Origin of the sequence: Roseateles sp. PN1 (assembly GCF_038419725.1) — a bacterium.
Classification (GTDB): Bacteria; Pseudomonadota; Gammaproteobacteria; order Burkholderiales; family Burkholderiaceae_C; genus Paucibacter_A.
Genome location: NZ_JBCARA010000006.1, coordinates 37,450 through 59,773, shown reverse-complemented (window position 1 = coordinate 59,773; position 22,324 = coordinate 37,450). Strand labels below are relative to the sequence as shown.

General features: G+C 64.3%; 18 protein-coding genes and 1 pseudogene. 9 read left to right on the top strand and 10 right to left on the bottom strand.

Features of this window, described 5'->3' with window-relative positions:
* Position 1 precedes the first annotated feature (1 nt).
* Positions 2-3,166: an efflux RND transporter permease subunit gene (locus AABB87_RS11165; RefSeq protein WP_341971315.1), complete on the bottom strand. Its 3,165-nt coding sequence runs from the start codon at positions 3,164-3,166 to the stop codon at positions 2-4.
* A 15-nt stretch (positions 3,167-3,181) separates the two neighbouring features.
* Positions 3,182-4,462: an efflux RND transporter periplasmic adaptor subunit gene (locus tag AABB87_RS11160; protein ID WP_341971314.1), complete on the bottom strand. Its 1,281-nt coding sequence runs from the start codon at positions 4,460-4,462 to the stop codon at positions 3,182-3,184.
* A gap of 158 nt (positions 4,463-4,620) precedes the next feature.
* Here AABB87_RS11160 and AABB87_RS11155 point away from each other — a divergent pair, with 158 nt between their 5' ends.
* The gene (locus AABB87_RS11155) at positions 4,621-5,340 is read left to right on the top strand and encodes a TetR family transcriptional regulator (protein WP_341971313.1); all 720 of its coding nucleotides are present in this window, start codon (positions 4,621-4,623) and stop codon (positions 5,338-5,340) included.
* 180 nt (positions 5,341-5,520) lie between these two features.
* Positions 5,521-8,064: a YgiQ family radical SAM protein gene (locus AABB87_RS11150; RefSeq protein ID WP_341971312.1), complete on the top strand. Its 2,544-nt coding sequence runs from the start codon at positions 5,521-5,523 to the stop codon at positions 8,062-8,064.
* Positions 8,065-8,086: 22 nt separating this feature from the next.
* Here the strand turns inward: AABB87_RS11150 and AABB87_RS11145 are convergent, their stop codons facing one another.
* Both AABB87_RS11145 and AABB87_RS11140 read right to left on the bottom strand, forming a co-directional pair.
* Positions 8,087-8,350, bottom strand: coding sequence for a hypothetical protein (locus AABB87_RS11145; RefSeq protein WP_341971311.1), 264 nt, complete (start codon positions 8,348-8,350; stop codon positions 8,087-8,089).
* Between the two features lie 5 nt (positions 8,351-8,355).
* Positions 8,356-8,787 (bottom strand): phage holin family protein, encoded by a 432-nt coding sequence (locus tag AABB87_RS11140; protein ID WP_341971310.1) that lies wholly within the window; start codon positions 8,785-8,787, stop codon positions 8,356-8,358.
* 187 nt (positions 8,788-8,974) lie between these two features.
* Here AABB87_RS11140 and AABB87_RS11135 point away from each other — a divergent pair, with 187 nt between their 5' ends.
* On the top strand, positions 8,975-11,230 hold the full coding sequence (locus AABB87_RS11135) for an EAL domain-containing protein (protein WP_341971309.1): 2,256 nt from the start codon (positions 8,975-8,977) through the stop codon (positions 11,228-11,230).
* A gap of 115 nt (positions 11,231-11,345) precedes the next feature.
* Here the strand turns inward: AABB87_RS11135 and AABB87_RS11130 are convergent, their stop codons facing one another.
* The gene (locus AABB87_RS11130; protein ID WP_156422054.1) at positions 11,346-11,657 is read right to left on the bottom strand and encodes a DUF883 family protein; all 312 of its coding nucleotides are present in this window, start codon (positions 11,655-11,657) and stop codon (positions 11,346-11,348) included.
* A gap of 124 nt (positions 11,658-11,781) precedes the next feature.
* A complete protein-coding gene (gene ald, locus AABB87_RS11125; RefSeq protein WP_341971500.1) occupies positions 11,782-12,897 on the bottom strand; it encodes an alanine dehydrogenase in 1,116 nt (371 codons plus the stop codon).
* Between the two features lie 193 nt (positions 12,898-13,090).
* Between ald and AABB87_RS11120 the strand changes: the two genes are divergently transcribed.
* Positions 13,091-14,308 carry a 6-phosphofructokinase gene (locus tag AABB87_RS11120; protein WP_341971308.1) on the top strand — a complete coding sequence of 406 codons (1,218 nt, stop codon included), beginning with the start codon at positions 13,091-13,093 and terminating at the stop codon, positions 14,306-14,308.
* Between the two features lie 16 nt (positions 14,309-14,324).
* On the opposite strand, the gene AABB87_RS11115 is transcribed toward AABB87_RS11120, so the two are convergent.
* Together AABB87_RS11115 and AABB87_RS11110 are read right to left on the bottom strand one after the other, a co-directional pair.
* On the bottom strand, positions 14,325-15,152 hold the full coding sequence (locus tag AABB87_RS11115) for a MipA/OmpV family protein (RefSeq protein WP_341971307.1): 828 nt from the start codon (positions 15,150-15,152) through the stop codon (positions 14,325-14,327).
* Positions 15,153-15,219: 67 nt separating this feature from the next.
* Entirely contained in the window at positions 15,220-15,597 is a 378-nt protein-coding gene (locus AABB87_RS11110; RefSeq protein ID WP_341971306.1) for a DUF3060 domain-containing protein, read from the bottom strand.
* Positions 15,598-15,783: 186 nt separating this feature from the next.
* On the opposite strand from AABB87_RS11110, the gene AABB87_RS11105 reads away from it, so the two are divergent.
* The 5 genes from AABB87_RS11105 (at position 15,784) to AABB87_RS11085 (ending at position 19,955) form a co-directional block, all read left to right on the top strand.
* Positions 15,784-16,455 carry a response regulator transcription factor gene (locus AABB87_RS11105; RefSeq protein ID WP_341971305.1) on the top strand — a complete coding sequence of 224 codons (672 nt, stop codon included), beginning with the start codon at positions 15,784-15,786 and terminating at the stop codon, positions 16,453-16,455.
* Complete coding sequence (locus AABB87_RS11100) at positions 16,452-17,864, top strand: sensor histidine kinase (protein ID WP_341971304.1); 1,413 nt, start codon at positions 16,452-16,454, stop codon at positions 17,862-17,864. The genes AABB87_RS11105 and AABB87_RS11100 overlap by 4 nt, the downstream gene beginning before the upstream one ends.
* A 68-nt stretch (positions 17,865-17,932) precedes the next feature.
* Entirely contained in the window at positions 17,933-18,394 is a 462-nt protein-coding gene (locus AABB87_RS11095; protein ID WP_341971303.1) for a VOC family protein, read from the top strand.
* A 96-nt stretch (positions 18,395-18,490) separates the two neighbouring features.
* The gene (locus tag AABB87_RS11090) at positions 18,491-19,213 is read left to right on the top strand and encodes a VC0807 family protein (RefSeq protein ID WP_341971302.1); all 723 of its coding nucleotides are present in this window, start codon (positions 18,491-18,493) and stop codon (positions 19,211-19,213) included.
* A 73-nt stretch (positions 19,214-19,286) separates the two neighbouring features.
* Positions 19,287-19,955 (top strand): dienelactone hydrolase family protein, encoded by a 669-nt coding sequence (locus AABB87_RS11085; protein ID WP_341971301.1) that lies wholly within the window; start codon positions 19,287-19,289, stop codon positions 19,953-19,955.
* Positions 19,956-20,001: 46 nt separating this feature from the next.
* Here AABB87_RS11085 and AABB87_RS11080 read toward each other — a convergent pair whose 3' ends face one another.
* Together AABB87_RS11080 and AABB87_RS23065 are read right to left on the bottom strand one after the other, a co-directional pair.
* Entirely contained in the window at positions 20,002-21,954 is a 1,953-nt protein-coding gene (locus AABB87_RS11080; protein WP_341971300.1) for a HAMP domain-containing sensor histidine kinase, read from the bottom strand.
* A gap of 235 nt (positions 21,955-22,189) precedes the next feature.
* Positions 22,190-22,285 (bottom strand): annotated as a pseudogene (locus AABB87_RS23065) (FxDxF family PEP-CTERM protein); the annotation flags it as partial.
* Positions 22,286-22,324: the final 39 nt, after the last annotated feature.

Below are 22,324 nucleotides of genomic sequence, written 5' to 3'. Positions count from 1 at the left end.
TTCAATGCTCCTCCGTGCGGGGGAGTGTCGGTTTGTCGCTACTGATCTTGTGCACATTGGCGGCACCCGGCGGAGCCTTGAAGATGCGACGCACCACGTAGAAGAAGATCGGCACAAACAACACAGCCAAGAAGGTGGCCGTCAACATACCGCCCATCACGCCGGTACCGATGGCACGCTGGCTGGCCGAACCTGCGCCGGAGGCGAAGTACAGCGGCAACACGCCCAAGATGAAGGCCATCGAGGTCATGATGATGGGGCGGAAGCGCAGATGGCAGGCCTCCAGAATGGACTCCACCAGACCCTTGCCCTCGGCCTGCAGGTCTTTGGCGAACTCGATGATCAGAATCGCGTTCTTGGCCGACAAGCCGATCACCGTGATCAGGCCCACCTTGAAGTAAACGTCGTTCGGCATGCCACGGAAGGTCATGCCCAGCAGCGCACCCAAGATACCCAGGGGCACCACCAGCAAGACCGACAGCGGGATCGACCAGCTTTCGTACAAGGCAGCCAAGCACAAGAACACGGCCAGCAGCGAGAAGGCCAGCAGCACGGTCGCTTGCGAGCCCGAGAGCTTTTCTTCGCGCGACAAGCCGGTCCACTCAAAGCCGATGCCCTTGGGCAGCTTATGCGCCATCTGCTCCAGCTCCTTCATCACATCGCCGGTGGAGGCGCCGGGGGCGGCGTCACCTGCCAAGCGCATGGCGGGGTAGCCGTTGTAGCGCACAGCCTGGGTCTGACCGGTGATCCAGTGCGCATGGGCAAAGGCGGACAAAGGTACGTTCTGACCCTGCGCATTGATGGCATTGAGGCGCAGGATGTCGTCGGGCTGCATACGCGACGCCACATCAGCCTGCACGATCACGCGCTGCAGGCGGCCGGCGTTGGGGAAGTCGTTCACATAAGACGAGCCCAACGTCGTGCCGATCACATTGGCCACCGACTCGTAGCTCACGCCCAGGGCGTTGGCCTTGTCGCGGTCAATGTCGACCTGCAGTTGCGGCGCGTCTTCCAGGCCATCGGGGCGCATGCCAACAATCTTCTTGTTTTGCGATGCCATGCCCAGCATTTGATTACGGGCATTCAGCAAGGCCTCGTGGCCCAGATTGCCGCGGTCTTGCAAGCGCAGCGCAAAGCCGGTGGCATTGCCCAACTCAGGAATGGGTGGCGGGCTCAGCGGATAGATGAAGGCATCACGCACCTGGCCCATCATGGCGCCAAAGGCGCGGCCTGCCAGCGCCGAGGCGCTGTGCTCCGGGCCGACACGCTCTTCCCAAGGCTTCAGCGGCACGAACACCAGCGCGGCATTCTGACCCTGGCCAGAGAAGGAGAAGCCGATCACACCGATGGTGGCTTCCACCTCGGGCTGCTTGAGCATGAAGTCTTCCACATGCTTGACGGCGGCTTCGGTACGGTTGGCCGTCGCACCAGGCGGCAGCTGCACGTTCACGATCAGATAGCCCTGGTCTTCATTGGGCAGGAAAGAGGTGGGCATGCGCACATACATCCAGCCCACGGCCGCCAGCACCGCGGCGTAAACAATCAGCATGCGGCCGCTGCGCTTGAGCAGCTTGGCCACCCAGCCTTCATAGCCCTTGGCGGTGCGCGAGAAGCCACGGTTGAACCAGCCGAAGAAGCCGCTCTTCTCGTGGTGATGCCCCGCTTCCACCGGCTTGAGCAAGGTGGCGCACAGGGCCGGGGTCAGCGTCAAAGCCATCAGCGCGGACAGCAGCATGGACGCCACCATCGCCAGCGAGAACTGACGATAGATATTGCCCACCGAGCCAGAGAAGAAAGCCATCGGCACGAACACCGACACCAGCACCACGGTGATGCCAATGATGGCGCCGGAGATCTGCGTCATGGCCTTGCGGGTGGCCTCCAGCGGTGACAGGCCCTCCTCGCTCATGATGCGCTCGACGTTCTCCACCACCACGATGGCATCGTCCACCAAGATACCGATGGCCAACACCATGCCGAACAAGGTCAGCACGTTGATCGAGAAGCCCAGGGTCAACATCACGCCGAAAGTACCCAGCAGCGCGATGGGCACCACCAGGGTCGGGATTAAGGTGTAGCGCCAGTTCTGCAAGAACAGGAACATCACCAGGAACACCAGCAAGACGGCCTCGCCCAGGGTCTCCACCACTTGGTGGATCGACACCTTGACGAACTTGGACGAGTCGTAAGGAATCTCGTAGACCACGCCCTCAGGGAAGAACTTCTGCAACTGCAGCATGCGGTCCTTGACCGCGGTGGCCGCGGCCAGTGCATTGCCGCTGGGCGCCAGCTGGATACCAATACCGGTGGCCGGCTGACCGTTCAGGCGCGAGTAAGTGCCGTAGCTCTGGCCACCCAATTCGATCCGCGCCACATCCTTCAGGCGGACGCTGGAGCCATCGGTGTTGGCGCGCAAGACGATGTTCTCGAACTGCGTCGTGTTTTCCAACTGGCCATTGACCACCACCGTGGCCGACATGGTCTGGCTGCTGAGGTTGGGCAGGTCGCCGATGACACCGGCCGGCGTCAAGGCATTCTGGTTGCGGATGGCGGCATTGACCTCGGCCGGGCTGAGCTTGTAGCTCAGCAGCTTGGCGGGATCCAGCCAGATGCGCATGGCGCGCTCGGTACCGAAGAGCTGCGCCTGGCCGATGCCGGGAATGCGCTGCAACTCGGGCACGATAGAACGGGCGGCATAGTCACCCAGCGAGATCGGGTCTTTGGTGCCGTCCTTGCTGGACAAGGTCACGAACAACAAGAAGTTGTTCTGCGCCTTGTCGACCCGCACGCCTTGCTGCGTCACCGCAGCAGGCAGGCGCGGCGAAGCGCGCGACAAGCGGTTCTGCACATCGACCTGAGCCAGGTCGATATTGGTGTTGGCCTCGAAAGTGATGGTGATGGCACCGGTGCCATTGGCCTGGGAGGTGGACTCCATATAGGCCAGGCCGGTGGCGCCGTTGAGCTCCTGCTCAATCACCGAGATCACGCTTTCGTCCAACACCTTAGCCGAGGCGCCCGGATAGGCCACGCTCAGCACCAGCGAGGGCGGCGCCACCTTGGGGTATTGCGACACTGGCAGCACAGTGACGGCAACAGCGCCGAACACCACGATGAACAGGGCGATCACCCAGGCAAAAATAGGTCGATCAATGAAGAATCTTGACATGGCTGCGTCCTCGCCTTAACGCGCTGCGGCGCTGGCGGCCGATGCTGCTGGGGCGGCAGGTGCCGATGCAGCCGGCGTCCACGGCACCGGGGTCACCGGGGCGCCGGGCACAAACATCTTTTGGAAGCCGTCCACGATCACTTGTTCGCCGGCTTGCAGACCTTCCAGCACCACCCATTGATTGCCTTGGCCGCGATCGACCTTGACCTTGCGCGGCATGGGCTTGTTGTCCGGGCCGACGACCAGGACCGAGTCGCCCTGGTTGCTGCGCGTCACCGCCTGCTGGGGCAGCAAGATGCCGGCCGGCAACTCGCCTTGGCTCAAGCGCACACGCACATATTGGCCGGGCAGCAATTGGTTGTTCGCATTGGCCACTTCGGCGCGCAGGGTCACCTGGCCGGAAGTAGGGTCCACACTCAGGTCGGTGAACAGCAGCTTGCCGGGCTTGGCCAGTTCGGTGCCATCGTCCAGCACGATGCGCACCTGGGCGCTTTGCGCGGCATCAGCGCGCATCTTGCCGTTGCTCAGGGCGCGGCGCAGTTGCTGCACCTCGTTGGCGCTTTGGGTGAAGTTGACGTAGACGCTGCTGGTTTGCTGAATCAGGGCCAGTTGCGTGGCCTCTGCCGCGCTGACCAAGGCGCCTTCGGTTACCAAGGCCCGGCCGATGCGGCCAGAGATCGGCGCGCTGACTGCCGCGTAATCGAGATTCAACTTGGCGGTCTGGATGGCGGCCTTGGCGGCAGCCACATCGGCTTCGGCCGACTTGGCTGCAGCGACCGAGGTGATGTATTCCTGCTGGCTGATGGCCTTGGCTTCGGCCAGCGGCTTGTTGCGCTCGGCCTGGGCTGATGCTTGGCTCAAATTCGCTTGCGCCTTGATCAGGCTGGCATGCGCACTGTCCAGCGCGGCTTGGTAGGGAGCGGGGTCGATCTGGAACAGCGGCTGGCCGGCGCGCACTTCGGCGCCTTCGGTGAACAAGCGCTTGAGCACCACGCCATTGACACGGGCCCGCACCTGCGCCGTGCGCAGGGCTTCAACCCGACCCGGCAGCTCGGTCTGCACAGCCACCGGCTGCAAGCTGGCTTTCACCACGCCCACCTGGGGAGGTGGCGGCATGCCACCGGCTGGGCCCGCGGCCGCTGCCTTGTCACCGCCGCCGCAGGCCGACAAAGCGGCAAGCACAGCGACGCACAAAGGCAGGAGATAAAGCGCTCGTGCGCCAGCGCCCAGCTTGGGCGAAGGGTTGCTTGCTTGTTGGTTCATATTGATCTTGCTCAATTGGATGAAGAAGTTCATGGCGCCTGGCAGTTGCAGCTAGCGATCCATTTTTGCGCGATAAGCCCCTTTGCCTAACAACAACTTGGGTTCAAACGTGGGGCCAAAGCCGCGAAATGAGCGACAGTATATACAAACATACATTCGTGCATGTATGTAATCTTGCTTAGAATAGGGTCATGGCCAGGAAAACCAAGCAAGAAGCGCAGGAAACCCGTACGTGCATCCTTGATGCGGCGGAGCAGTTGTTTCAGCAACGCGGCGTTTCGCGCTGCTCGCTCCACGACATCGCTCTCCACGCGGGCGTGACCCGCGGGGCCATCTATTGGCATTTCAAAGACAAGGCTGAGCTCTTCAACGCCATGATGGAGCGCGCCACCATGCCGCTGGAAGAGGGCTTGAGCCCTGCGGTCGAGCCCGGCACCGACACGGAAGAGCCCGCGCTGAGCCTGCTGGATCTGCGCTGGGGCTTGGTCAACGTATTCCACTCGGCCATGCATAACGAGCGCGCAAGGCGGGTGTTCGAAATTTCGACGCAGAAGGTCGAGTACACCAGCGATATGCAGGCCTTGGTGGATCGCCGACTGGCCTCACACCGCGGTTGGCGGGCGCAGAACGAAGCCTCTTTTGAGCATGCCAAGGCGCAGGGGCAACTGCCCGCCAATCTGAACAGCGCCAATGCGGCGGTGACGCTGGTCGCCTTGGTCGACGGTTTGCTGCACCAGTGGTGCATGGACCCCCTGTCCTTCGACTTGGTGGCGGTTGGCCAATCCACGGTGGAGACTTTTTTGACCGCCCTGAGCTACCAGGGCGAGGCCCTGCTGCCGCCGATGACAGCCGAAGAGTCAGCGCGCCTGGGCCAAGGCAATCTGTGCGGCCCACGCCGCGCGAGCGACTGAAAAAGCGCATCCCGCTCGCATTTCAGGCCTTTTCCGGCACAAAGCCCACAGCCAAGCCCCCTGAATTGCACAGGCCTTGTAGGGGTTTGCGCTTGGACAAGGGACAATCGACCCTTCCCCAAATTCAGTGAGGCGCAGCCGGCCACCCGTCGGCCTGCGCTTTTGCCGCGCCATTTCAAGATGCAAGCCCAAAAGTCCAGCAGCAAGCCAGCCACCGCCGACAAATCCGCCAAGGCCACCAAGGCCTTGACGGCCTACCGGCCGTTCTGGGCCAAGCGCTTCGGGCCGGCCCCGTTCTTGCCGATGTCGCGCGCCGAAATGGAGCAACTCGGCTGGGACAGCTGCGACATCATCATCGTCACCGGCGATGCCTATGTGGATCACCCCAGCTTCGGCATGGCCGTGATCGGCCGCACGCTGGAGGCGCAGGGCTTTCGCGTCGGCATCATCGCCCAGCCCGACTGGCAAAGTGCCGACCACTTCAAGGTGCTGGGCAAGCCGAATTTGTTCTTTGGCATCGCCGCCGGCAATATGGATTCGATGATCAATCGCTACACAGCGGACCGCAAGATCCGCAGCGATGACGTCTACACCCCTGGCGGCCAGGGCGGCAAGCGCCCCGACCGCGCCACGCTGGTCTACACCCAGCGCTGCAAAGAAGCCTGGAACGATGTGCCCATCGTGATTGGCGGCATCGAGGCCTCGCTGCGCCGCATTGCCCATTACGACTACTGGCAAGACAAAGTCCGCCGCTCGGTGATCGTGGATGCCAAGGCCGATCTGCTGGTCTACGGCAATGCCGAGCGCGCCATCGTGGAAGTGGCACACCGCCTGGCCGCGCGTCAGCCGATCGAGAGCATCACCGATGTGCGCGGCACCGTCTTCATGCGCCGCACCAATGACCCCACGGCCGAAGGCTGGTTCGAGCTGGACTCGACCGAGGTGGACATGCCCGGCCGCGTGGACGAGCACATCAGCCCGTACCAGACGATCGAGCAGACCGCCGAGGAAAAAGCCGCCGGCTGCGTCACGGGCCAGGTCAAGGCCGGCCAAGAGACGGGTGACGGCAGCAAGCCCATCACCATCCACCGCAAGCCCGCAGCCGCACCGCTGGCAGGCAAGATCCAAATGCCGCCGCGCGAACGCACGGTGATCCGCCTGCCGGCCTACGAGCAGGTCAAGAGCGACCCGGTGCTCTACGCCCACGCCAACCGCGTGCTGCATTTGGAAACCAACCCCGGCAATGCCCGCGCCCTGGTGCAGCGCCATGCCGACCGTGATGTCTGGATCAACCCGCCACCCATCCCGCTGACCACGCCGGAGATGGACCATGTATTCGACCTGAACTACGCCCGCTCACCCCACCCGAGCTACGCCGACGCCAACGGCAGCCATGACGGCGAGACCAAGATTCCCGCCTGGGAGATGATCCGCTTCAGCGTCAACATCATGCGCGGCTGCTTCGGCGGCTGCACCTTCTGCTCCATCACCGAGCATGAAGGCCGCATCATCCAAAGCCGCTCGGAAGACTCGGTGATCCGCGAGATCGAGGAGATGCGCGACAAGGTCAAGGGCTTCACCGGCGTCATCTCCGACCTCGGTGGCCCCACGGCCAATATGTACCGCATCGGCTGCAAGAGCCCCGAGATCGAGGCCGCTTGCCGCAAGCCGTCCTGCGTCTACCCCGGCATCTGCCAGAACCTCAACACCAATCACGACCCGCTGATCAAGATGTACCGCCGCGCGCGGGCCTTGAAGGGCGTGAAGAAGATTCTGATCAGCTCAGGCCTGCGCTACGACCTGGCCGTGCAGTCACCCGAGTATGTGAAGGAGTTGGTCACGCATCACGTCGGCGGCTACCTCAAGATCGCACCCGAGCACACCGAGGACGGCCCGCTCACCAAGATGATGAAGCCGGGCATCGGCACCTATGACCGCTTCAAGAAGATGTTTGATGCCGCCAGCGAAGAAGCCGGCAAGAAGCAATACCTGATTCCCTACTTCATCGCCGCCCACCCCGGCACCTCGGACGAGGACATGATGAATCTGGCCGTCTGGCTCAAGAGCAATGGTTTCCGCGCCGACCAGGTGCAAACCTTCTACCCCAGCCCGATGGCCACGGCCACGGCCATGTATCACTCGAACCGCAACCCGCTCAAGAAGATCAGCCGCGACCCGGCCACCAGCGAGGTGGTGGACATCGTGCGCGGCGACCGCCGCCGCCGCCTGCACAAGGCTTTTCTGCGCTACCACGACGCCAACAACTGGCCGATGCTGCGCGAAGCGCTCAAGACCCTGGGCCGCAGCGACTTGATCGGTAACGGCAAGCATCATCTGATCCCGAGCTACCAGCCCGTCACCGACGGCAGCTACGAGAGCGCGCGACGCAAAAACTCTACGCCGACGCCTACCGGGCGTGGCGGCGCAGGCCATGGCGCGTCCGCGGCAACAGTGCGACCGGTTGCCAAGTCGCTGCACCACCCTTCGCAAGCGCGGCCCCAGTCTCGGCCCAACGCGCAGCCACAGCCGGGCCAGATCCTGACCCAGCACACCGGCCTGCCGCCGCGTGACAACGGCTCGCGCCCACCAGCCAAATCAACCCGGCCGCTAAAGCCTCACGGGGCTGCTGGCAAGGCGGGAGCATCGGCGAGCCCGTCTAGCCGCGCCGGCAAACCCAGCCCCTCAGGCAAGCCGGGCAAACCAGCGAAACCAGGCCAGCGCTGAGCACTGACCACTGAGCGCAGCCTCAAGGCTGCTGCTTGGCTTGCCTGAATAGGTTGGCCACCCGCAGCGCCAGTTGCACAAAGCTCAGAATTCGGGCCAGGCCAGGCCGCCGGGCGCGCCCCTTGAGCAACATCGCCGCGCCCGCGGCGCCACCGGCCAAACCCCACCAGCCCAGCGGCTGAGTGAGGGTTTGCGCCTCCTTGCGCATCTCGGCACGCAACTCGATGCTGCGCAGGCGCAAGGCTAGGTGGCGCAGCTTCAGGTCATTGAGTTCTTGTTGAAACATGATGCTCAGCCTCCCAAAGCTTCACGGTCGCGCGCCAACTCGGCCACGCTGCCGGCAAACGCGCCGCCTTTTTGACTGATATTGGCGCTCGCTCGCCGCCAGCACCACCATGCCAGCAGCGCGTAGCCCGCGCCCAGCAGCAAAGCCGCCAGCCAACGCCATGGCTCCGGGCTGAGCAGCAACACGGCCGCCGAGAACAAGCCCAGCGCCGCCACGGCCAGCAACAAGGCCATCAAGGCCTGGACCAAAGCGGAAAACAGCCGCAGCTTCTCCGCCTCGAGCTCGACGGAGAACATATCGACGCGGATTTCCAGCATCTCCAGCGCATGCGAAAACAGGCGCCGTACACTGCCAAACAGGCCGCCGCTCTCGACGGAATCGGCCGCGCCGGCCTTGGTCGAGGCCGTCTCCGGCGACTCTTCTCGTGCTTCCCTCATGCCATCTCCTCAATATCAAAACTAACGCCACCCTTTTTACAGGGATCACTTCGTGAACAATGCTGCTACAAGTGAGTTTTCAAGTGTTGCGTCACATCAGCGCACAGGGTTGTGAGCATGGCGATGAAGTTCAGAATCGAATACCCTTGTGCCATTGTCAATCTATCGGCTGGAGCATAGCCCCCCCATGCAAGAGACAAACAGTCCGATGCCCCCTGAAGCACAGGGCGATGACGATTTGCTGGAATTCCTGGAAGGCCCTGAGCCGGGCGACCGCGACCCTGCCGGTTCAGCCAGTCATTGGCGCATCCTGATCGTTGACGACGACAGCGACGTCCACAAAGCCACCGAACTGGCCATGCAAGGCCTGCTGGTCGAAGGCCAGCCGCTCACCTTTGTCCACGCCCGATCCGCGGCCGAAGCCCGCTATGTGCTGGCCCATGAGCATGATCTGGCCGTCGTTCTGCTCGATGTGGTGATGGAGACCGAAGACTCCGGCCTGCAACTGGTGCGCTATATCCGCGACGAGTTGCAACTGGCCTCCCTGCGCATCGTGCTGCGCACCGGCCAACCCGGCTATGCGCCCGAAATCGAAACGGTGCAGGCCTATGACATCAACGACTACAAGACCAAGTCGGAACTGACCCGCACCCGCTTGTACACGGTGCTCACGGCCGCCATCCGCTCCTACCGCCAGATCTGCGCGCTGGAAGCCAACCGGCGCGGCCTGGAAATCATTGTGGAGGCCAGCACCGAGCTGAGCCGCCTGCGCGGCTTGCACCGTTTTTCTGAAGGCGTGGTGACACAGATCTGCGCCATGCTGGGCATCTTGCCCGAGGGCCTGGTGTGCGCACAGGTGGGCTCCGACGCCAGCACCGATGTGCGCATCGTCGCCGCGGCAGGCCAGTACAGCAGCTTGATGGATCTGCCACTGAGTTCGGTACCCATCTCCGCCGTGCGCGATCCGCTGCAACGCTGCTTGCAACAGCGCGAGAACATTTACGAGGAAGGCACCTGCCTTTACTTCGGCCTGTCCAACGGCCGCCCAATGGCCGCGCTGGTCGATGTGGGCCGCACCCTGGGCGAAATGGATCAGCGACTGTTGCGCGCCTTTTGCGCCAATATTTCGGTCGGTCTGGAAAACGTGGTGCTTTACAGCCAGTTGCTGGACCAGGCCTATAACGACCAATTGCTGCGCCTGCCCAACCGCAACCGCTTCGTCGAGTTGCTGGACAAAAACCTCAAGGATCCAGCCGGCATCACGCTGGCCTTGATCGACATCGACGATTTCTCCGACATCAACGACGCCTTCGGCCACCAGTTCGGCGACCAGGTCTTGCAAGCGGTGGTGGTTCGCCTGGGCGAGCGACTGGGTTTCAACACCGCGATGGCCCGCGTCGGCGCCGACACCTTCGGCCTGCTGGGGCCAAGCGCCCAAGTGTGCGGCGAATCGATCGAAGCCGTGTTCATCGAGCAATTCGCAGTGTCGGGCGAGCGCCTGCAACTGTCGGCCACCACCGGCCTGGTGCGGCTGGAGGATTCGGCCGCGGTGGGCTCCGAGCTCTTGCTGGACGCGCAAATTGCGCTCAAGCAAGCCAAGTTGCAGCATCGCGGCTCCTCACAGTATTTCTCACCCGCCATGGGCACCGATGCGCGCGAACGCTTCAAGCTGCTCAAAGGCTTGCGCGCGGGCTTCGAAGAAAACCGCTTGTTCGTGGTCTATCAGCCGCAGGTGGATTTGGCCACCGGCAAGGCCATTGGCGCGGAAGCCTTGCTGCGCTGGCGCACCGAAGAGGGCCGCTTTGTGCCGCCCGACCAATTCATTCCCTTGGCGGAAAAGTCTGGCCTGATCATCAGCATTGGCGAGTTCGTGCTGCGCACCGCCTGCCATCAAACCAAGCGCATGCTGGAACTCGGTTACGCCGACTTCCGCATGTGCGTGAATGTGTCGCTGGCGCAGTTCCGCCACCAGGACTTCATCGCCATGCTGATGCGCGCGCTGCGTGATATCGGCGTCGACGGGCGCAATCTCGAACTCGAGATCACCGAATCGATGGCGATGGAAGACACCGAGCTGGTGATGCACATCCTGGCGGACATCAAGCGCTGCGGCATCACGGTGGCGATTGATGACTTCGGCACCGGCTTCTCATCGCTGAGCCATCTGCGTCAGCTGGATGTGGACCGGCTCAAGATCGACCGCGCCTTTGTGCGGGAAGCGCAAAGCTCCAGCGCCGGCTCGACGATTGCACAAATGGTCATCAATCTGGGTCGCGGCCTGGGCCTGACGGTGATCGCCGAAGGCATCGAAACCGAAGAGCAGCGCCAGCAACTGCTGGCCCTGGGCTGCCACGAAGGCCAGGGCTATTTGTTCGCCCGGCCCATGCCGGCAGAGCAGTTGGAGCGCTGGATGGAGCACCCGCTGGCGGCCGAGCAAACCTGAGGCACGCCGGCTGAACCGGCGGCGCTGAAGTAAATGCTCGGCGCTTGCCGAGCACTCGCACCAGCCGCGCCAGCCAAGCGCGCGGCATCAGCCTGGCGCGGCCAGCGCACCAGGATCAGCGGCGGCTGATCAACATGCCCAAGAGCAAGCCCACACCGGCCGCCAGGCCGATGGACTGCCAGGGGTTCTCATGCACATAGGCATCGGTGGCGCGGCCCGCAGCGCGGGCACGCTCCACGGCAGCTTCCTGCAGATCGGCCAGATTGTGCTTGGCACGGTCCAGGCTGGCCTGCACCTTGGCGCGCAGCTCGGTGGCGCCTTCGCCGGCCGAGCCTGCGGTCGCCCGCAGCAGCGACTCGGCCTCGGCCACAACCGCGTGCAAATCGCTAATCAAACGGTCACTTTGAACGGTGGGGATCTCTGCCATGGTGTTCACTCCTTGAGTTATTGAGGCCATCTGAGTCAGCCGATCTACGCTCGGCTGAAGAACCTGCCGGCAAAGCCCGGGCGGGCTTTGCTGCAGCGAGTTCATCAGGCAACGATAGCGCGTATCAGCTCAAGAGGCTATCTGGGGGCACATACTCGTATCCCAAGTCCCGCGCCACCGCCTCGTAGGTCAGCTTGCCCTGCGCCACATTGAGGCCGGCGCGCAGATGCGGGTTGTCCTTCAAGGCCTGCTTCCAGCCCTTGTCGGCCAAGGCCACGGCATGGCCGATGGTGGCATTGTTGAGCGCGAAGGTCGAGGTGCGCGCCACCGCGCCGGGCATATTGGCCACGCAGTAATGCACCACGCCGTCGACCACAAAGGTCGGATCGGCATGGGTGGTGGCGTGCGAGGTCTCAAAACAGCCGCCCTGGTCGATGGCCACATCCACCACCACGGCGCCCTTCTTCATGCGCGCGACCATCGCCCGCGTCACCAGCTTGGGCGCGGAAGCGCCCGGGATCAGCACGCCGCCGATCACCAGGTCAGCCGACAGCACCGCCTCTTCCACGCTTTGCACATTCGAATATTGGGTGCTGATGCGGTTGCCGAACACCAAGTCCAGCTGTCGCAAGCGGTCCACGCTCTTGTCCAGCACGGTGACGCGCGCGCCCATGCCGACAGCCATCTGCAAGGCATGGGTGCCGACCACGCCGGCGCCCAGAATCACCACATGCGCAGGCGCCACGCCGGGTACGCCGCCCAGCAGCACGCCCATGCCGCCCTTGCTCTTCTCCAGATGTGCGGCACCCGCCTGAATCGACATGCGGCCGGCCACCTCGCTCATCGGCGCCAGCAAGGGCAAGCCGCCGCCCGGGCCGGTGACCGTTTCATACGCAATGCAGATGGCACCGGACTTGACCAGGGCCGCCGTCTGCTCAGGGTCAGGCGCCAGATGCAAATAGGTGTAGAGGATCTGGCCCGGGCGCAGCATGGCGCACTCCTGCGGCTGCGGCTCCTTGACCTTGACGATCATGTCGGCCTGGGCGAACACGGTGGCCGCATCGGGCGCCAGTGTGGCGCCGGCGGCCAAGTAATGCTCGTCCAACAAACCAATCGCAGCCCCCGCGCCGGTCTGCATCAGCACCTTGTGGCCGCGCGATGTCAGTTCGCGCACGCTTGCCGGTGTCAGGCCCACCCGGTACTCGTGGTTCTTGATCTCTTTGGGGCACCCTACCGTCATCTTGTTTTGGCTCATCACAGTCTCCTTGTGGCTCGTTGGCCGGTTATAGGCCTCGCAGTTGTACGACCGAAGGCCACGAAAGTGAAGCGGCATCACACGCCCTTCATCGCCATAAGGGAAACTGATGTGCGGCGCCCTGCGGCGGCACGGCACACTCAGGGCATAGTCCGATGGAAGCAGCAGGAGTTCACGCATGAAGCCAGCCAAAATCCTCGTCGCCCAAGGTGGCGGCCCCACCGCCGTCATCAACCAGTCGCTGGTGGGCGTGGTGCTGGAGGCGCGCCGCCAGGCCAAGGTCGAGGCCGTCTACGGCGCCTGGCACGGCATGCGCGGCATCATCAACGAAGACTTCGTTGATCTGGGCCAGGAAACCAGCCACAACTTGGAACTGGTGGCCGGCACCCCCTCCTCCGCCCTGGGCTCCACCCGCGACAAGCCTGACGCGGCCTACTGCCACCAGATCTTCAAGGTGCTGCAGGCCCACGGCATCACCCACTTCTTCAATATCGGCGGCAACGACTCCTCCGACAGCGTGCGCATCGTCAGCGAGGAAGCAGCGGCCGCTAACTATCCACTGCGCTGCATCCACATCCCCAAGACGATTGACAACGACTTGGTGGAGAACGACCACACGCCCGGCTTCCCCTCCGCCGCCCGCTTTGTGGCCCAGGCCTTCGCCGGCGCCAACCTCGACAACGCTGCCCTGCCCGGGGTCTACCTCGGTGTGGTGATGGGCCGCCATGCGGGCTTTCTGACCGCGGCATCGGCCTTGGGCAAGAAGTTCCCTGACGACGGCCCGCACCTGATTTACCTGCCCGAGCGGGTGTTCGAGCTGGAACGCTTTCTGGCCGATGTGAAAGCCATGTACGAGCGCCATGGCCGCTGCGTCATCGCCGTTTCCGAGGGCATCCACGACGCCGCCGGCGAGCCCATACTCGCTCAGCTCAGCACCCAGCTGGACCGCGACGCCCATGGCAATGTGCAGCTCTCTGGCACCGGCGCCCTGGCCGATCTGCTGTGCGAGCAAATCAAATCCCGCCTCAAAATCAAGCGGGTGCGGGGCGACACCTTCGGCTATCTGCAGCGCAGCTTCATCGGCTGCGTCTCCGACGTGGATCAACGCGAGGCCCGCGAGGTCGGCGAAAAGGCAGTGCAATTCGCCTTCCACGGCCAGCGCGATGGTTCGGTGGCGATCAAGCGGGTGGGCAACTACTCGGTCGATTACGAGTTGCTGCCGCTGACGGCGGTGGCCGGCAAGACCCGCGTGATGGAAGACGAATTCATCAGCGCCAGCGGCACCGATGTGACCGATGCCTTCCGCCTCTACTTGCGCCCTCTGCTGGGCTCAGGTCTGCCGGACGCCTTCCGTCTGCGACCCAACCCGGTGGCCAAGGTTTTAGGTCGGACATAAGCGGCGGCCGCCTGGCTCAGAAGGGCCGGCTGATCAATACAAAGAGCTCGGGCTGCCAGCGGCGCTGTAACAGCGGGCTCCTGGCAGCGTCGCCTTGCAACTGGTGGACACCGAGCTTTGATCGCAACAGCCATTGATCGTTGAGCCGGTAGCTCAGGCGGGCGAACAGGCCCGCGCTGACCAGCCCCTCGCCCACCTGATAACTCGGCACGCCAAGCTTGGCCGCCTGCGGCGCGCTGAGGCCAAACATCGCTTGAGCCAGGCGCTCGTCCATCAGCTGGGCGCTTGCACCCACAGCCAGCTGCAGCGTTGGCAGCGCCAACAAACCGAAGTCGCCGGAGAGCTCAAGCGAGCTGCCTTCGCCGACCTGCTCCCGGCGCGCCAAACGCGTGCTCAAGGCCGCCTGCAACTGCAGGCGCCCCAAGCCTAGCTCGGCATTCCAGCGCAGCGCGGGCGCCATTGGAATCGTGTCCAACTGACGGTAGGCCGCGGGCAAGTCCTCAGACCGGCGCACATTGATATCGGGCGCCACCGCCACCCCCAGCTGCAAGGCAGCCAATGGGCGAAACTGCAGACCGAGGCCGCGCACGCTGCTGATGTAGAACCAGTCTCGGTACTGCGATTCAAGCACCGGCAGGGGTAAGACAATCATCTGCTTGGACCCGGCATAGCTGGGAAACATGGCCAAGCCACCGCCCCACTGGTGCGACCAAGCGGAGGCGGGCGGCAGCTCTACTGCGGGCGGGGTCGCTGGAGTTTGGGCCTGCAGCGCGCTGCCGAGCAGGGCGTGCAGCGCCAAGGCCAGGATGGCCAGTCGTCGAGGGAGTGCTTGCGATTTCATCATGAGGCGTACGTTCATAAGGTCTGGGGCTGAAACAAGGAGCCGGTAAACGGCAGTCGCGTGAGCGGCATCACTCCACTTCGATCACATCGTTGTTGGAGCCCGATTTGGTGATCTTGGCCTGCAGCCCCAAAGGGATATAGACGGTGTTGCCGGTGCCGGTGAGATCGATGTGCAGCACCGTGGCCGTCTTGTTGACGCGGATGGTGTTGTGCAGCCCCGTCACCAGCAAATTCCGGACCGTGTTGCCGGCACTGATCTGCACCTCGTTGCGTGCGCCGGTGATTTCAATGTCGTAGCTGCCGACCTTGTTCAAGGTTTCCTTCTGGCCAATGCCGTCAACCAGCATGCGGCCGTCTTCTTCGCTGCTGCCGCCACAGGCAGCCAAAAAGGCCAGAGAACACAGCAGCAGCGCTGCACTCGATCCATAAATTGAAGGAACTTTCATAGTGCGTTTCATTGAGAGTGGTGGGTGATGACGGCAGTGTGCAAAGGCGCGCATGAAGCTCAGATGAAGCCGCACAGCCGGTGCGCGCGCCAACATGAAGCTGCGATGAAGACCGCAGGGCCAAGCCGCCAAAACGCAGGCACGCCACTCCTAGAATCCCCGGCCATCGACGCTCTAGCCCGCACCATGTCCAACATCTTGCTTGTCGAAGACGATCTGCCGCTGGGTAACTCACTCCAGCGCGTATTGACCCTGGCCGGCCACCATGTGGTGTGGCTGCGCAATGGCAGTGACGCGCGACGCTTTCTCGGCGATATGGACTTCGCGCTGCTGCTGCTCGACATCGGCCTGCCCGACGAGCTTGGCCTGGATGTGCTGGCCTGGTTTCGCCAACTCGGGCGGCAAACGCCGGTCATGCTGCTGACCGCACGCGACAGCGTCGGCGAACGAGTGCAAGGCCTGGACGCCGGCGCCGACGACTACCTCGGTAAGCCCTTCGCGATGGAAGAACTGCTTTCCCGCGTGCGTGCGCTATTGCGTCGGCAAAGCGGTCAGGCCAGCAATGTCTGGCAGCTCGGGCCTTTGAGCATAGACACCGCGCGCCGGCGCGTGCTGCTGAACGCGCAGGAGGTCACCTTATCGGCCCGCGAATACGACATCTTGCTGGCCCTGGCCGCCGAACCCGGCCGGGTGCTGACGCGCGCTCAGATCGAAGCGCGCCACCAACTCAGCGACACGCTAGACAGCAACGCCACCGACGTTCACGTCTACAAGCTGCGCAAGAAGCTAGGCAATGAGTGGATCAGCACCGTGCGCGGTGTTGGTTATGTGCTCGAACTCGCGGGGGCCGGCACATGAGCAATGCGCCGGTGTCCGCGAGCGGGAGGCTTGATGGACAACACCCGTCGCTGATCCAGCGCCTGATCGCCTGGCAAGCACTTGCCCTGGTGCTGGCCTGGTTGGCCCTGGCCGGATTACTGACCTGGCGCGGCGTGGGCGAGGTGCAAACCCGCTTGCAAGGCATGAGCACGGTGATGGCCAGCGCCGCCTTGAGCCCTGAGTATGAGCTGCCGCAACGCATGGCTAGCACCGAAGGCGCGGCCATGGCCCTGCAAGGCCTGGACGAAGAGTTCGCCCAAGGCCTGCGTCCCGCCTACCAGCTGTGGGACCACGAGGGTCGCCTGATCTACCGCAGCGCGAATGCCCCTCCCACCCGACTCGATGCCGCAAGCGCCTTCGGCGAAACACTCAACTGGCAGGTACAGCGCTCGGAGCCCGGCCTCGGCCGCACGTTGCTGATAGCCGCGCCACGCGAGTTGGCCCCAAGCGCCATGCTGCCCCTGCTCTGGCAGGTGCTGACATCACAGCTGGGCGTCTTTCTCTGGCATGGCTTGGTGATCTGGCTGAGCGTGCGCGTCGGCTTGCGCCCGCTGGCTCAACTGGCGGAGCGCATTGCCCAGCGCCGCGCTGGCGACCTGGCGCCGGTACAGGTGGACCGGCTCTATGCCGAAACCGCCCCCGTGCTGCGTGAGCTCAACGAGCTGCTGGCCCATGAAGCCCAAAGGCTGGACAAGGAGCGCCGCTTCCTGGCCGACGCGGCGCACGAGCTGCGCACGCCGCTGGCCGCAGTCAACGCCCAAGCGCATCTGCTGCTCAGCGAAGCGGACGCCCAAGCCCGGGGCGAGGCGGCCGCAGCACTCACACAGGGCATTGCCCGCGTTTCCCATCTGCTGGCCCAGTTGCTGACCCTGGCTCGCGCCGAGGCATCCCCGACCAAGCCCGAGCCAATCGAGCTTGATGCCGCGAGCCTGCTGCGCGGCCGCGTCGCGCTGCTGGCCGGTCTGGCACGGCCACGCGGCATTGAGCTGTCACTGAACGCGCCCGAACACTTGCCCTTTCGGCTCGAGCCCGAAGGGTTCTGTTCGATCGCCGACAACTTGATCGACAACGCGATCCGCTACACCGCGCCCGGCGGCCGGGTAGAAGTGAGCCTCAGCCGGCAAGGCGATGTGTTGGCATTCGGCGTGCGCGACAACGGCCGCGGTATCGCGCCTGAATTGCGTGAACGGGTCTTCGAGCGCTTCTACCGCGTGCCCGGCAGCGCCGAGCAAGGCACCGGCCTGGGCCTGGCCATCGTCAAACGGGTGGCCGAGCGGGACGGCGCGACGCTGAGCTTTGTCGCCGGGCTAGACGGGCGCGGCCTGGGCCTGCGCCTGCTGATCCCGTCTCAGCAAGGCAAGGCCGCCGGCGCCGGGCAGCAGGGATAAGGGGCTGGCATCGCCCAGCGGGCCTGAGCGGCGGTAGCATGCAAGCCTCCTCTTCTGAGACCCACGCCATGTCACCCCAAACACCCCCACCGGCCGGCTGGCCGCGCCTGAGCAGCAGCGTGTTTTATGCCAACGCCAGCCAAGCCATCGACTGGCTGGTCGACGCCTTCGGCTTTGAAGTGGCCATCCAGGTCATGAGCCCCGACGGCAGCCGGGTCTTGCATAGCCAGCTGCTTTATGGCGAAGCCATGATCATGGTGGGCGAAGGCGGGGCCGAGCGCGAGCCTAAGTTCGGCATCCCCTGCCGCAGCCCGCTGGCCGTGGGTGGCGCCAACACGCAGTGCCTGATGCTGTTTGTCGACGATGTCGAGGCCCATTGCGCGCAGGCCCGGGCGGCCGGCGCCATCATCCTGGCCGAGCCGGAATTGCATGACTATGGCCCCGAGTACTGGGCCGACCGCAGCTACGGCGCGCAAGACCCCGACGGCCATATGTGGTGGTTCACCCAGCGGGTGCGCGATCCGGCCTGATTTAGCCGTCCTGCTTCATCGTGCGGGCGAATGCCGAATCGACAAACAACTGCCGGCCGACCGCCGGACAGCACGGGCGCGTACAGTCCGGCCACCATGTCAAACGCCACACCTCCCAGTTCTAGCGCCAGCGCCAGCCCGCACCCCGCCAACACCTTCACCGAACTGCTGGTGACCTTGCTGGCGCCCTCCTTGGTGCTGATGCAGCTCAGCGGCCCGGAGCGCCTGGGAACCATGGGCGCGCTTTTGCTGGCCCTGTCCATGCCGCTGTTCTGGGCCTTGCGCACGGCAGTGCGCGAACGCCGCTTCAGCTGGATGGCGGGCTTGGGCGTACTCAGCACCTTGATGACCGGTGGCATCGGCCTGCTGGCCCTGGATGCGCAATGGTTGGCCGTTAAGGAAGCGGCCGTGCCGGGCCTGATCGGCCTGGTGGTGCTGATTTCCGCCATGACACGCAAACCGCTGATCCGCCTGCTGGTATTCAACCCGCAAATCATGGACGTGCCGCGTATCGAGACCGCCCTGGCCGTGCGCGGCGCCACCGCCGCGTTTGAGCGCTGCCTGCGCCTGGGCACCTGGATGCTGGCGGGCAGCTTCGCCTTCTCCAGCACGATGAACTACGCCCTGGCGCGCTGGGTGGTGCAAAGCCCCGCCGGCACCGAGGCCTTCAACGCCGAGCTGGGTCGCATGAACTTGCTGAGCTGGCCCGTCATCGCCATCCCGTCCACCTTGATGATGATGGGCGTGCTGTTCTACCTGGCGCGCGGCATCAAGCAGTTGACCGGCATGAAGCTGGAAGAGTGCCTGCGCCAGCAATAGTCCACGCCAAAAGCATTCCGCAGCCGAATCGCTGAGTAGGATGGCAGCCTCATTCCAAGCAGGAGCAAAGAAGATGGGACAGATGATCGAATTCACGCGCCCCGACGGCGCGTCCAGCCCCGCCTACCTCGCCCGTGCTGCGGCAGCCAATGCCCCTGGCCTGATCCTCTTGCAGGAATGGTGGGGGCTGAACGACAACATCCGCGCCACCGCAGACCGCTATGCCGCCGCCGGTTTCACCACCCTGGCGCCCGACCTCTACCGCGGCCGCCAGGCCAGCGATGCCGACGAAGCCAGCCACTTGATGAGCGGCCTGAGCTTTGCCGATGCCACCCACCAAGACCTGGCCGGCGCACTGGCCTATTTGCGCGGCGCAGCCGGCTGCCCCAAGGTGGGCGTGAGCGGCTTTTGCATGGGCGGCGCGCTGACGGTGGCCGCGGCCGTGCATGTGAAAGGGCTGTCTGCCGCCAGCTGTTTTTACGGCATGCCGCCGGCCGACTTTGCCGCGCCGCAGGACGTAGGCATTCCCTTCCAAGGCCATTACGCCGACATCGACGACTGGTGCACGCCCGAGGCCGTGAAAGCCTTTGTGGCCCTGCTGCCGCCGGGCGCCGACATCCATCACTACCCGGCCGCCCACGGCTTCTTCAACAGCAGCCGTGAGCATGTCTACGACGCGGCCTGCGCCGACTCGGCCTGGCAACGCACGCTGGACTTTCTGCGCCGGCATCTGCAAGGCTAGGGCTGGAACGACGCTCCCGCCGATCTAGCCGAGCGCGCTGATCAGCTCAAGGCGAAGAGGGCTGCGCTGGCGAAGGCGCTTCCTGCGCAGGAAGCTCCAGCTGCAGCCACTCGATCTCAAAGCGCGCCCCCTGCCCCGGCGCGCTCTTCACGCTCAGGCGGCCTTTGAGTTCTTTGCTGACCTGAGCCTGGGCTTTGAACAGGCCCAGGCCGCTGCGACCTTGACCAAACTGGGTGGATACGTAGGGGTCGAACACACGCGGCAGCAGATCGGCAGCAATGCCGCGCCCCTGGTCTTGCACGGATAGCCACAGCTGATGGCCGGTGCGCCCGGCGCTGACCCGCACCAAGCCCGCCTGCCCGGGCGGGTAAGCATGGCGCGCCACGTTTTGAAACAGCTGCACCAGCACATCATGGATGACCCCACTGGCCACGTTCAATGGCTCGGCCAGATCTAGCTCCAGGCTGAGCGCGCTGCTGGGGCCCAAGGCCTCGCGCCAAGCGGCATGGACCAGCGTTTCGAGTGGCTCCTTGGCGGCAAGATCCAGCCGCGGCTCGGGCAACTCAGCGACGAATTCCTTGTATGTGGCGATCAGCTTGATTGCACGCTCGACGTTGCTCAGCGACAAAGCGCCGCCTGTCGTCAGGGCGAGCACATCCGCCTGCAGGCCCGAGCGCGAGACCGCCCCTTGCTGCAAACGCTGCTCAAGGGCTTGCCCCCGCGCCACCAAGCTACTCAGCGCCGTCAGAGCAACGCCCAGAGGCGTGTTCAACTCATGCGCAACCCCTGCCAACAAGCTGCCGAGCGATGCCAGGCGGCTGCTCGCAATCAATTCGTCTTGCAAGTCACGTTGCAACTGAAGCGACTCACTCAAAGCCTGATTCTTGTGCTCCAGCGCCTTGGCATGCGCTTGGGCATGTTCTCGGTCGACCTGGGCATGGTGCAGCTCCGCCTTCTCAAGCGCCATCGTCAACGCCCTTTGGCTTGACAAGCGCAGATCGCTCAGCTCCCAGGCATGGGCTTGCTCAAGTGCCAGCAAGGCCCCCTCCCCATCGCCGATCTGCATCAGCCAAGGCGCCAGCTCCCTGAGCCTCCGCGCGTGATGAGCGTTCTTGCTCTGCAAGCTCGCCAGGCCGGCAATGCTTTGCTGCATCAGCTGCGCTGCACCGGCGAAGTCCTGGCTGGCGGCGCAGCACTTGGCCTGCGCGGCCAAGACTTCGGGCTCGAAGCGCCGCCGCGCATAGTCGCTGATGCGGGCCAAGTAGGCACTCGCGCTGCTCACGGCTTGCTGCGCCTGGCCATAGTCGCCCATTTCCAAAAAGGCCTCGGCCACGCCCGTCAAGGCATTGCAGGCCTCAGCCCAGCGCCGCTGCTGGACACTGAACTTCACGGCCGCCTGAGAGGCCTGCAGTCGCCGCTCAAAGTCACCTTGGCGCCGGTAGGCCAGGGCGAGATCCGTGAGGGCCACCACCCACGGCCCCGGATACGCTGCCTCTTGGTAGAGCGCTGAGGCCGCCAGCAGGCACTCAATCTCGCGCTGAGTTTCCTGCTTCACGCAAAGACAGGCGGCCAGCGCGATCTGGTAGTGGGCTCTATCCTCCGGCGCAGTCGCGGCCTCCGCATTCAGATCAGTCAAGCGCGCCAACAGCAGGGCCGCCTGCTCCACCTCGCCGATGAAGGCATGAAGGTGACAACTCTTGGCGAGCAAATAGATGCGGTAGGAGGCACCCAGCCCCAACTCGGTCCAGCCCAGGCCAATGGCCAAAAGCGGCGCCGTGGTTTGCCCCTGCAATTCCTCATCCAGCAGGCAGACCAAATGAGCCACCAGCGCCACCCCGAATTCACTGGGCGCCTCTTGTTTCAGCTGTTCGAACAGAGCGAGCGTCGCCGGAAGCTGATCGCCGGCCTGACTGGGCTCACCCCAGTAGCGGGCCTGCTCGGCCCGCAGCCAAGCCCAACGCTCGGCGGGTGTGGCGGGGGGACTTGGCAGCTGCGGCATTCTTCGCTCCAAATGAACGAAAACATTCTGCGCCCAAAAGATGCGCCCAAGCGGAAAGCACAGTTGCCGCGCTGCGAAAGACGCCCTAGCCCGCCCGCATGGCTGCGCCGAAGCAGCCATTGCAGGCCAAATAGAAAAGCGACCGGTCCCGCCGCCCAAAGGCCGAAGCGGGAAATTCCGGTCGCTGCCGGCCCGAGCGGGTCAACGCTCAGGCCGCTTCAGTCACTGCGGGCAATCAGGCCTGGCGGCTATTGCGGCGGCGCGCCACGAAGCCCAGCAGGCCCAGGCCACCCAGCAGCATGGCGTAGGTTTGCGGCTCAGGCACGGCCGTGATCTGCACCAGGCGGTCAACACCGCTGCCGGGGTGCTG